The 10,917-nt window shown below is 72.2% G+C and carries 11 protein-coding genes; 2 read left to right on the forward strand and 9 right to left on the reverse strand.

The genetic code is table 11. From position 1 onward, the window contains the following. The 4 genes from ACWJ6R_RS20230 to ACWJ6R_RS20245 all read right to left on the reverse strand — a co-directional run. Nucleotides 1–1,135 (reverse strand): MraY family glycosyltransferase (locus ACWJ6R_RS20230; RefSeq protein WP_449063734.1); only part of this gene is annotated, 1,135 nt, incomplete at its 3' end. 57 nt (nucleotides 1,136–1,192) lie between these two features. Continuing rightward, nucleotides 1,193–2,458, reverse strand: a complete 1,266-nt coding sequence (locus ACWJ6R_RS20235) for a serine hydroxymethyltransferase (RefSeq protein WP_449063735.1) — start codon at nucleotides 2,456–2,458, stop codon at nucleotides 1,193–1,195. Nucleotides 2,459–2,768: 310 nt separating this feature from the next. Then, nucleotides 2,769–3,149: a hypothetical protein gene (locus ACWJ6R_RS20240; protein ID WP_449063736.1), complete on the reverse strand. Its 381-nt coding sequence runs from the start codon at nucleotides 3,147–3,149 to the stop codon at nucleotides 2,769–2,771. 12 nt (nucleotides 3,150–3,161) lie between these two features. After that, nucleotides 3,162–3,566, reverse strand: coding sequence for a hypothetical protein (locus tag ACWJ6R_RS20245; protein ID WP_449063737.1), 405 nt, complete (start codon nucleotides 3,564–3,566; stop codon nucleotides 3,162–3,164). A gap of 116 nt (nucleotides 3,567–3,682) precedes the next feature. Between ACWJ6R_RS20245 and ACWJ6R_RS20250 the strand changes: the two genes are divergently transcribed. Further along, a complete protein-coding gene (locus ACWJ6R_RS20250) occupies nucleotides 3,683–4,654 on the forward strand; it encodes a hypothetical protein (RefSeq protein ID WP_449063738.1) in 972 nt (323 codons plus the stop codon). 613 nt (nucleotides 4,655–5,267) lie between these two features. Further along, on the forward strand, nucleotides 5,268–6,278 hold the full coding sequence (locus tag ACWJ6R_RS20255) for an LCP family protein (protein WP_449063739.1): 1,011 nt from the start codon (nucleotides 5,268–5,270) through the stop codon (nucleotides 6,276–6,278). 104 nt (nucleotides 6,279–6,382) lie between these two features. Here ACWJ6R_RS20255 and ACWJ6R_RS20260 read toward each other — a convergent pair whose 3' ends face one another. The 5 genes from ACWJ6R_RS20260 to rho all read right to left on the reverse strand — a co-directional run. Further along, on the reverse strand, nucleotides 6,383–7,066 hold the full coding sequence (locus ACWJ6R_RS20260; RefSeq protein WP_449063740.1) for an L-threonylcarbamoyladenylate synthase: 684 nt from the start codon (nucleotides 7,064–7,066) through the stop codon (nucleotides 6,383–6,385). Nucleotides 7,067–7,095: 29 nt separating this feature from the next. Then, a complete protein-coding gene (gene prmC / locus ACWJ6R_RS20265; protein WP_068894823.1) occupies nucleotides 7,096–7,950 on the reverse strand; it encodes a peptide chain release factor N(5)-glutamine methyltransferase in 855 nt (284 codons plus the stop codon). A 10-nt stretch (nucleotides 7,951–7,960) separates the two neighbouring features. Further along, the gene (gene prfA, locus ACWJ6R_RS20270) at nucleotides 7,961–9,013 is read right to left on the reverse strand and encodes a peptide chain release factor 1 (RefSeq protein WP_449063741.1); all 1,053 of its coding nucleotides are present in this window, start codon (nucleotides 9,011–9,013) and stop codon (nucleotides 7,961–7,963) included. Between the two features lie 134 nt (nucleotides 9,014–9,147). Further along, the gene (gene rpmE, locus ACWJ6R_RS20275) at nucleotides 9,148–9,366 is read right to left on the reverse strand and encodes a 50S ribosomal protein L31 (protein ID WP_068894819.1); all 219 of its coding nucleotides are present in this window, start codon (nucleotides 9,364–9,366) and stop codon (nucleotides 9,148–9,150) included. A 282-nt stretch (nucleotides 9,367–9,648) separates the two neighbouring features. Then, the coding region (gene rho, locus ACWJ6R_RS20280) for a transcription termination factor Rho (RefSeq protein ID WP_449063742.1) at nucleotides 9,649–10,917 on the reverse strand (1,269 nt) is incomplete at its 5' end.

The raw sequence follows: 10,917 nt of genomic DNA on the forward strand, positions 1-10,917 counted from the left end.
GGCGGCGTGCGCCCCCCCTGCCGCTCCCGTTCCGGCGCGAGCGCCAGCGCGGCAGCGCCACCAGCGCCAGTCCGCCGATCGCCAGCAGCACGGTGAGCAGGAACAGCAGGAGCGGGACGCCGACGACGGACATCGCCACGACCGCGAAGGCGAACAGGACCGTCCAGGCGTACATGATCAGGACGCTGCTGCGGTGCGAGTGGCCGATGTCCAGCAGCCGGTGGTGCAGGTGGCCCCGGTCGGGGGCGAACGGCGAGAGCCCGTTGGAGGTGCGCCGGATCACCGCCATGATCAGGTCGAGCAGCGGCAGCACCAGGATCGCGATCGGGATCAGCAGCGGCAGCACGACCGGGAAGTCGTTGATGGTGCTGGAGTCCAGCGGCGTGATCGTGATCATCGTGGAGGCGAGGACCAGGCCGATCAGCATGGCCCCGGTGTCACCCATGAAGATCTTCGCGGGATGGAAGTTGTGCGGCAGGAAGCCCAGGCAGACCCCGATGAGCACCGAGGCGACCGCCGCGGTGACGTTGATGGTGGTGTCGCCGTTGTCGGTGGACAGGATGATGGAGTAGGTCCACGTCGCCATCGCCGCGATGCCGACGATCCCGGCCGCCAGCCCGTCCAGCCCGTCGACGAAGTTGACCGCGTTGATCATGACCACCACGATCATGATCGTGATCACCGGTCCCAGCGTCGAGCCGAGCACGTAGGCGCCGCCCATGTCGCTGGGGAGCGGCAGCCAGGGGAGGCTGACCCCGAAGGCGACCAGCACGCCGGCCGCCCCGATCTGCCCGGCCAGCTTGATGAAGGCGTCCATGCCCCACCAGTCGTCCAGGAAGCCCGTCAGCGTGATCAGACCGCCCGCCAGGATCAGGGCCAGGACCACGTTCCCGTCGGCCACCTCCGCGTCCGCCAGCCGCCCTCCGGCGTACGGCAGGCTCCGGGCGACCAGCAGTCCCGCCACCAGCCCGCCGTACATGGCCAGGCCGCCGAGCCGCGGCGTCGGAGTGGTGTGCACGTCCCGGTCGCGGACCTCGGGCATCGCGCCGATGCGGATGGCGAAGACCCGGACCCCGGGGACCAGGAGGTAGGTCACCGCGGCCGCCACCAACGCCATCAACAGATATTCGCGCACGGACCTAGTTTCGCGGATCGTCCGGCCGCTTGTGACCGGAAAAGGGCACAGAGCAACTCATAATTCGCTGGGATATGCCGGATATGCGCTCGTCAACTCGCGGACGCGCGCCCTGACCTCCCCCGCGGAGTCGGGGCTGCGGACGGCCTCCGCCACCAGCGAGGCCACCTCCTTCATCTCCTCCGGGCCCATCCCCTGCGTGGTCGCGCAGGGAGTCCCCACCCTGATGCCGGACGTCACCGTGGGCGGCTCGGGGTCGTAGGGGATCGTGTTCCGGTTCAGCGTGATGCCGGCGTCGGCGCACCGCTGCTCGGCCACCGCGCCGGAGGCCGCGAACCCGCGCAGGTCGATCAGGGCCAGATGGCTGTCCGTGCCTCCGGAGACCGGCCGCATGCCCTCCGCCGCCAGCCCCTCGGCCAGCGCCCGCGCGTTCTCCACGACACGCCGCGCGTAGTCGGCGAACTCCGGCCGGAGCGCCTCACCGAAGGCCACCGCCTTGGCCGCCACCGCGTGCATGAGCGGGCCGCCCTGAGTGAAGGGGAACACCGCCCGGTCGATCCGCGCCGCCAGCTCGGCCGTGCACATGATCCCCCCGCCCCGCGGCCCGCGCAGCGCCTTGTGCGTGGTGAAGGTGACCACGTCGGCGTACGGCACCGCGGACGGCAGCGCCCCTCCGGCCATCAGCCCGACGGTGTGGGCCACGTCGGCGAGCAGCCAGGCGCCTGCCTCGTCGGCGATCCCCCGGAAGGCCGCGAAGTCGATCTTCCGGGGATAGGCCGTGGCGCCGCAGATGATCACCTTCGGGCGGTGCCGCAGGGCCAGTTCCCTGACCTCGTCGTAGTCGATCAGCTCGGTGTCGCGCCGCACGCCGTACTCCGTGACGTCGAACCACCGCCCGGAGAAGTTGACCTTCGATCCGTGGGTGAGGTGCCCCCCGTGCGACAGCGCCATCGCCAGCACGGTGTCGCCCGGCTGGAGCAGCGCCGCGTACGCCGCGAGGTTGGCCGAGCTGCCCGAGTGCGGCTGCACGTTGACGTGGTCGGCTCCGAACAACCGCCTGGCCCGGCCGATCGCGAGCTCCTCGGCCCGGTCGACGACCTCGCACCCGCCGTAGTAGCGCCGCCCGGGGTATCCCTCGGCGTACTTGTTGGTCAAGGTCGAGCCGAGCGCGGCCAGGACGGCGGGCGAGGCGAGGTTCTCGCTGGCGATCAGCTGGAGGCCGCCGCGCAGCCGCTCCAGCTCGTCGAGGAGGACCCCAGCCATCTCGGGATCTCGCCGGAGCAGGAGACCGTAGTCGGGGCCGTAGTAGGGCACAGAGCTCATCGACTCACTCCGTTCAGCGGCTCGGGCGCTGGTGGCCGGCGGCTTCCCCTCGTGCCTGCCGCGATGGCGCGCACCGCGGCCCGGTCACCGGGTCACCGTGCTTCCCCTTCCCGGAGAAGCCCCCCGTGAAGCCTCCTCCCCCGCCTTGACCTGCCCGGAGGCCGGTCCCTCCCGCCGTTCCGAGCCCGGCCCGCCCCTTCCTCCCGAGCCCGGCGCCGAACCGTCCGGTCGGCTGCGGAACCCGGCGGTGAGCCGCCCGGCCGGGTGCGGAACCCGGCGGCTCGGGGACGCGCGGGTCCCGGTGCGCCCGTCAGGAGAACGCGTGCGGGGCGCCGGTGTCGACCGGTATCCAGCGGGGCGTGTCGGCCGCCTGGTCGCTGATCGAGGTGAGGATCGCCTGGCGGTACTGGCCGAGGCGGGCCTTCCACTCCGCCAGGTCCTTCATGTAGCGCTCCCCGACGGGGGCGTCCCAGACGTCGCGGCTCCGGCCCATCCGGTGCGCCTTGTCGAGCGAGACGTCCAGCGTGTCCAGCAGGGGCACGATCTGCCCCCACAGGACGATCAGGCGCTGGTAATCGGGGTTGAACTCCCAGGCCGTGGCGGCGCCCGGCGTCGGCACGCCGGAGGTCCCCCCCGACGGCGGGGTCTCCCCCGGCCGGAGCGGCTGCGGGGCGGGCGGGTCTATGTACATTCCGAGCGCTCCTTACACCGACTGTCCGCCTGGCGAACCGCCTCCGGGCGGCGGGACCGGCCTGCGCGGGTCCTGCGGACTCTCCTCTCCCGAGGGGCCGTCCGGCCCGACCTCCATGGCCGCCCAGGCTCCTTCGCCCCATGTCTCGCCGTCGGGGACCTGCACTCCGGGCATCTCCAGCGGTTCGATCGCCCGCGCGTTGTCGGCGAGCGTCCTGATCGCGTCCAGGCTCGGCAGGTCGGCCCGGACGGAGACCACGTCGCCGTCGGCCGCCCAGCGGGGCGTGCCGTTCCCGGTCTCCCCGCCCGGGGAGGAGCCGCCGGGCGTCCCCGCGCCCCCTGCTCCGCCTGAGCCACCCGCTCCGCCCCCGGCCCCCGGCCCCGGAGTCTCCCGTCCCGCCCGTTCCGCCGGAGCCACCCGCTCCGTCCGGACCGGACGTTCCCGCGCCTCCCGATCCTCCCGATCCGCCGGATGCGCCGGAGCCGTCCGGCGCCTCCTTCCCACCCGTCGGCCGGTCGCCCGGCTCCCCGCCCGTGCCCGGCGGCTGGACGGTCTGGCCCTCGGCGGGCCCGACGGTGTCGAGGAGCGGGACGTCGGGCTTCGCGGACGGGAGGGGCTCGTGCGGCTCGACCTGGCCGGGCCGCCCGTCGGCGTACTGCGAGACGCCCTCGACGGACGGCATGTCCATGGGCGCGATGTCCTCGATGTTCTCCAGCAGCGCCTCCACCTGCTCGGCGGAGGGCGGATCGAGCGGGATCTGCAGCACCTTCACCCCGTCCACCTCCACGACCTGCGGCTTGAGCGCGCCGCTCTGGTCGATGTCGTCGGGGTGGTCCTTCTGCCGCGTGTCCAGGACGTCGTCCGCGCCGGTTCCGGTTCCGGTGCCGGTGCCGGTGCCGGAGTCGGTGCCGGTGCCGGAGTCGGTGCCGGTGCCGGTGCCGGTGCCGCCGTCCGGAACCCGGGTCCCGGGCGCGCCGCCGTCGTCCCTGGGCGAGCGCTCGTCCCCCTTCGAACCGGGGTCGTCCGGCTTCGCGTCCTGGACGTCGTTCCCGCCCGGCGCACCGGGCGCGGAGTCCCCGCCCCGCGGCGACCTGTCGTCGCCCTTGGAATCGACCTCGGGTTTGAGGTCGGGGGGAAAGTCCGGTTGCGTCCGGGGCGCGTCGCGGGTGGGATCCTCGATCCGGATCGACCTCTCGCCGCCCTTGGAACCGCTCTCCCCTTCGGGGTCGCTCCCGCCCTTGGAGTCGGCCTCGGGCCCGGTGCGGGCCTCCGGTGCCTCCCGCGGCACCTCCGCCCGCGGCTGGTCGCCCGGCTGCGCGCCCTCCAGGCGGGGGTTCCCCCCGCTCTCCGGTACGGCGGGCTTCAGGTCCTCGGCCCGGGGCGTCTGCGGGGCCGGCGTCTCCGTCCCGGGCGTCCGGGGCGTCTCGGCCTTCGGCGGATCCTGCTTCGACGTCTCCGGAGCCGGTGTCCCCGTCTTCGGCTCCTGCGGCCCGGGTGCTTCCTGAGCGGGCGTGCCACCCGTCTTCGGCTCCTCCGGCTTCGGCGCACCCGCCCTGGGCTCGTCCCGCTCCGGCGTCTTCGGCGCCGAGGTCTGCGCCTCGGGCGCTCCGCTCCGGGGGGTCTCCGCCTCGGGCGCGCCGGCCTTCGGGCCGGGCGCGGGGGCCGCGTCCTGCTTGGCCTTCTTCTCCAGCAGGGCGACGCGGGCCGAGACGTCCCGGACCATCGTGTCGCACTCGTCGGCGACCTGGACCGGGCGGTGGGCGGACTGCGAGGACAGGCCGGCCCCGCTCATCAGGCGGGTCACCCGGCTCTCGACCGTCCGCATCTGCTCGGCGGCCCGCTTCACCTCGGCGAGCAGGTCACGGACCAGCGCGGGGTCCATTCCGTCGAACTTGCCCATGGGCGTCTCCCGGGGAGTTGGCGGCCGCATTCACGGTACCGGGAGGACGCTTCCGCGTCACGGTGATAATCAGCCGGTATGAATCATGGACGCGGGCCGCCGTTCGGGCGGGCCGTCCGCCGGTGGTGCCGTACAGCGCCTGGCCGTAAGGTGTCGGCAGGTTGCACGGCGATCTGCGTGCATACCGGGATGTACCGGACTTGATAGGGGTCAGCTCGATGCGTCGCGCCCGCCGGCTGCTACTGATCATCGGCGCCGCCGTGGTCTTGATGGGCGTCTGCGCCGCCGGTGCGCTCTACGCGTTCCAGGTGAGCCTCGACGGCGACATCACCCGCCTGCCCGGCGCGCTGCCCACCGACGAGGCCGAACGGCCCCCGCCCGAACCCGGTGTCGGGGAGAACTGGCTGCTGGTCGGGACCGACACCCGTTCCGCGGAGACGACGACCGGCCGGGACGCGCAGGGAGAGCTCTGGCGGCCGGGGCAGCAGCGCACCGACACGATCATGCTGATCCACCTGTCCGAGGGCCGCAACCTCGTCTCCGTGGTCTCCATCCCCCGGGACTCGTGGGTCACCGTCCCGGGGAAGGGCAAGGCGAAGATCAACGCCGCCTTCTCCTGGGGCGGGCCAGCCCTGCTGATCAGGACGGTCGAGAAGCTCACCGGCGTCCGGATCGACCACTACGCCGCGATCGACTTCCAGGGGTTCGCCGCGGCCGTCGACGCGATCGGCGGGGTCGACGTCGACATCGCCGAGACGGTCTACGACCCCTACCGCAAGGTCACCTGGAAGGCCGGCAGCCAGCATCTCAACGGGGAGAAGGCGCTGCTCTTCGTCCGCCAGCGCGCCAACCTCCCGGGAGGCGACCTCGACCGGATCAAGCGCCAGCAGGCGCTGCTGAGCTCCATCGCCGACAAGGTGCTCAGCGCCGAGACGCTCACCAACCCCGTCAAGGTCAACGACCTGCTGCGCGCCCTGACCAAGGCCTTCAGCGTCGACGCGGGGGTCACCACGGGCATGCTCAGGTCCCGGATGCTCGATCTGGCCGGTCTCGACTCCCTCGACTACGTCACGATGCCGGTGGAGGGCACCGGCACCAGGAGCCGCCAGAGCGTCGTCCTGCTGGACATGCCCGAGGTCCGCGCGCTCAGTGCGGCGATCCAGGACGACCGCATCGACGACTACGTCCGGGAACACGACAGCGGCAACGCGGTGGACACGGTGCGCTGACCGCCGCACTCCGGACCGCCTCCCGGTCCGGCCGGAACGCGGGCCGGGGGCGGATGCGCTCCCTCAAGGCGTGGCCCGGTCGGGCCCCGGGCCCCGCGGACCGGTCAGGCCCCTGGCCCCGGCCCGTCACCGGACTCCGGGCCCGCGTCGGTCGCCACGTAGCCGATCACCTCGCGCAGCTTCTCCACCGGTACGGCCCCGCGGCGCAGCAGCCTGGGCACGGCCGTGGTCAGGTCGAGGATCGTGGACGGGACCGAGTCCGCGCAGGGCCCCCCGTCGAGATAGACCGAGACCGCGTCGCCGAGCTGCTTCTCGGCCTCCTCGGCCGTGGTCGCGGCGGGGACGCCGGAGCGGTTGGCGCTGGAGACGGCCATCGGGCCGGTGTCCTTGAGCAGGTCCAGGGCGACCGCGTGCAGCGGCATGCGGAGCGCGACGGTGCCCTTGGTCTCGCCCAGGTCCCACGAGAGCGACCGGTTCACCCGGCAGATCAGCGTGAGCGGGCCGGGCCAGAAGGAGTCGACGAGGTCCTGCCCGTACGGGCCCAGGTTCTCCACCAGCGCGTTGGCCGCGCGCACGGTGCCGACGAGGACGGGCACCGGCATGTCCCTGCCGCGTCCCTTGGCCTCCAGCAGGAGGTTCACCGCCGACGGGGTGAAGGCGTCGGCGCCGATGCCGTAGACGGTGTCCGTCGGGAGCACCACCAGCTCGCCGCGCCGTACGGCCGATGCCGCGTCGGTCAGGCCCGCCGCCCTCTGCTCGGCGTCGGCGCAGTCGTAGCGTCTGCTCACGGCGTTCCTTCCTGTTCCCGGCCGGGATCCTACTCCTGGCCGAAACGAGCGGTGACGAAGCGGTCCCTGCGGGCGAGGTCCTGCCGGCTGCGCACGTCGCGCCAGCCGTTCTCCTCGGAGAAGATCAGATAGACCGGGGTGCCCTGCTCGTCGGCGTGCTCCACGGCGACGAACCCGCCGGGCCGGAGCAGCCGCCGCGCGGTCCGCTCCACCGCCCTGACCTCGTCGAGGCCGTCGCGTCCCGAGCCGAACAGCGCGCGGTGCGGGTCGTAGTCGCGCACCTCGGGGTCGCGCGGGATCGCGCCCGGCGGGATGTAGGGCGGGTTGGACACCACCAGGTCCACTTGGCCGTTCAGCTCGGGCAGCGCGTCGGCGAGGTCCTCCGGGTGCAGGTGCACCCGGCCCTGGCCCTGCTCCAGGATGTTGCGCTTGGCCCACCGGTAGGCGTCCGGGTCGACCTCGACCGCGTGCACGGTGGCCAGGGCGACCTCCTGGGCGATGGACAGCGCGATCGCGCCGGAGCCGGTGCCGAGGTCCACGACGACCGGGGAGGCGACGTCCATCTCTTGCAGCCGCTCGATGGCCCAGCCCGTCATCACCTCGGTCTCCGGGCGCGGCACGAAGACGCCGGGCCCGACCTCCAGGGACAGGTAGCGGAAGTACGCCCGCCCGGTGATGTGCTGGAGCGGTTCGCGGGCCTCGCGCCGGGCGACGCCCTCCCAGAACAGCGCGTCGAAGTCCGCGTCGGCCACGGTGTGCAGCTCGCTGCGCCGTACGCCGTGGACATAGGCGGCGATCTCCTCGGCGTCGGTGCGCGGCGACGGCACACCTGCCTCGGCGAGCCGGGCGGTGGCGAGGGCGATCTCGTCCAGCAGAAAGGTCATGGCGGGGGTTCTAGGCGTGGGCGGCGAGCTTCTCCGCCATCTCGGCGTCGAGCAGGGACTGGATGACGGCCGACAGGTCCCCGTCCAGCACCTGGTCGAGGTTGTAGGCCTTGAAGCCGGTGCGGTGGTCGGAGATGCGGTTCTCGGGGAAGTTGTAGGTGCGGATGCGCTCGGAGCGGTCGACCGTGCGGATCTGCGACTTGCGCTCGGCCATCGCGGCGGCGTTGGCCTCCTCCTCGGCGATGGCCTGCAGGCGGGCCCGGAGGATGCGCATGGCCGACTCCTTGTTCTGGAGCTGGCTCTTCTCGTTCTGGCAGGAGGCGACCACCCCGGTCGGGATGTGCGTGATGCGCACCGCCGAGTCGGTGGTGTTGACGCTCTGGCCGCCGGGGCCGCTGGAGCGGTAGACGTCGATGCGCAGGTCGTTCGGGTCGATCTGGACGTCGACCTCCTCGGCCTCCGGGTAGACCAGGACGCCCGCCGCGCTGGTGTGGATGCGGCCCTGCGACTCGGTGACCGGCACGCGCTGCACGCGGTGCACGCCGCCCTCGAACTTCAGCCGGGACCAGACGCCCTCGTCACCCCTGGCCTTCACCGCGACCGTGACGTCCTTGTAGCCGCCCAGGTCGGAGTGGGTCATGTCGATGATCTCGGTCTTCCAGCCGATCCGCTCGGCGTAGCGGAGGTACATCCGCAGCAGGTCGCCGGCGAACAGCGCCGACTCCTCGCCGCCCTCGCCCGCCTTGATCTCCATGATGATGTCCTTGTCATCGTTGGGATCACGGGGGACGAGCAGGTGGCGGAGCCGCTCCTCCAGCTCGGGGATCCTCGCCTCGAGCTCCTTGGCCTCCTCGGCGAAGGCCTCGTCCTCGGACGCCAGCTCCCTGGCCGTGGCCAGGTCCTCGCGGACGCCCTCGAGCTCCCGATGGGTGTTGACGATCGGGGTCAGCTCGGCGTAGCGCCTGCCGAACGTGCGCGCCTGCGTCGGGTGCGCGTGCACGGTGGGATCGCCGAGCTTGAGTTCCAGCTCCGCGTACTCACTGAGCAGCTCGTCGAGGTTCACCGCACGTCCTTCTTCCTTGGAAAGCCCTCGGCCGTGGAAGGCCCCGGGGAAAGCCCGCCTCTTCACCACGAACGCCGACCCGGGCGCACCCTCCGCGAACGGTGGGTGGTTCCGAGCCGGCGTCGGGAGCTGGGCTACTTGCCCGTGGCCTTCTTGCCGAACCGCTTCTCGAAGCGGGCGACCCTGCCGCCGGTGTCCAGGATCTTCTGCTTGCCCGTGTAGAACGGGTGGCAGGCCGAGCACACGTCGGCGTGGATCGCGCCGTTCTTGGCGGTGCTGCGGGTGGTGAAGGTGTTGCCGCAGGTGCAGGTCACCTGGGTGGTGACGTACTCCGGGTGAATGTCGGGCTTCATGACTGTCGTCCTCTCCAAGGCGCGGTCGCCGGGTCGCCAGGGTCCACCCCCGCGGAGGCGGGGAGAACACACTGAGGTGCGAGTGGGCGGGAACCGGAACCGCTGCGGTTCGGCTACCAGTGTGCCAGATCCTTCAACCATCCCAGGCCACAAGACATTCCCCCGCCCGCCCCCGTTCCTCCCGGGAGGCCGCCCGGGAGAGCGGGGGAGGTCCTGCGACGCCGGACGCCCCGGCCCCCGCGTGCGGGGAGATCCGGGGCGTCCGCCGTACGGCGTGCGGGGTCAGTCGCGGTCGGAGCTGACCGTCGTCTTCTGCACCTGGAGCAGGAACTCCGCGTTGGACTTGGTCTCCTTCATCTTCTCCAGGAGGAGCTCCAGAGCCTGCTGCATGTCCAGCGCGTGCAGCACCCGCCGCAGCTTCCAGACGATCTGCAGCTCGTCCTTGCCCATCAGGATCTCCTCCTTGCGGGTGCCGGACGCGTCGACGTCCACCGCGGGGAAGATCCGCTTGTCCGCGAGGGCGCGGTTGAGCTTGAGCTCGGCGTTGCCGGTGCCCTTGAACTCCTCGAAGATGACCTCGTCCATCTTGGAGCCGGTCTCGACCAGCGCCGTGGCGAGGATCGTCAGCGAACCGCCGTTCTCGATGTTGCGGGCGGCGCCGAAGAAGCGCTTCGGCGGGTAGAGCGCCGTGGAGTCGACACCACCGGACAGGATCCGGCCCGAGGCCGGGGCCGCGAGGTTGTAGGCCCGGCCCAGACGGGTGATCGAGTCGAGCAGCACGACGACGTCGTGACCCAGTTCCACGAGGCGCTTGGCGCGCTCGATGGCGAGCTCGGCGACCGTGGTGTGGTCCTCGGCGGGACGGTCGAAGGTCGAGTGGATGACCTCGCCCTTCACCGACCGCTGCATGTCGGTGACCTCTTCCGGACGCTCGTCGACGAGGACGACCATCAGGTGGCACTCGGGGTTGTTCCGGGTGATCGCGTTGGCGATCGCCTGGAGCACCATCGTCTTGCCCGCCTTGGGCGGAGAGACGATGAGACCGCGCTGGCCCTTGCCGATCGGGGCCACCATGTCGATGATCCGGGTCGTCAGGATGTTCGGCTCGGTCTCCAGGCGCAGGCGCTCCTGCGGGTAGAGCGGCGTGAGCTTGTTGAAGTCGGGCCGCTGGCGGGCCTGCTCGGGGTCCATGCCGTTGACCGTGTCGAGGCGGACGAGCGCGTTGAACTTCTCCCGGCGCTCGCCGTCGCGCGGCTGGCGGACGGCGCCGGTGACGACGTCGCCCTTGCGCAGGCCGTTGCGGCGGATCTGGGCCAGCGACACGTAGACGTCGTTGGAGCCGGGCAGGTAGCCGCTGGTCCGGACGAACGCGTAGTTGTCGAGGATGTCCAGGATGCCGGCGATCGGGATGAGGACGTCGTCCTCGCCGACCACGGGCTCGCCGCCGCCCTCGAAGCGGTCGCGACCGCGGCGGTTGCGCTCCCGGAACCGGCCGCGGCGCCCGCGGCGGTCGTCGTCCTCGGCGATGCCGTGCTGGTCGGTGCGGCCTGC

Source organism: Planomonospora algeriensis (assembly GCF_977012225.1).

Bases quoted from the DNA above. Each gene is read 5' to 3' on its own strand.
- ACWJ6R_RS20240 (WP_449063736.1), bottom strand. From the start codon at position 3,149: ATGTACATAGACCCGCCCGCCCCGCAGCCGCTCCGGCCGGGGGAGACC.
- ACWJ6R_RS20255 (WP_449063739.1), top strand. From the start codon at position 5,268: ATGCGTCGCGCCCGCCGGCTGCTACTGATCATCGGCGCCGCCGTGGTC.
- rpmE (WP_068894819.1), bottom strand. From the start codon at position 9,366: ATGAAGCCCGACATTCACCCGGAGTACGTCACCACCCAGGTGACCTGC.
- prmC (WP_068894823.1), bottom strand. From the start codon at position 7,950: ATGACCTTTCTGCTGGACGAGATCGCCCTCGCCACCGCCCGGCTCGCC.
- ACWJ6R_RS20235 (WP_449063735.1), bottom strand. From the start codon at position 2,458: ATGAGCTCTGTGCCCTACTACGGCCCCGACTACGGTCTCCTGCTCCGG.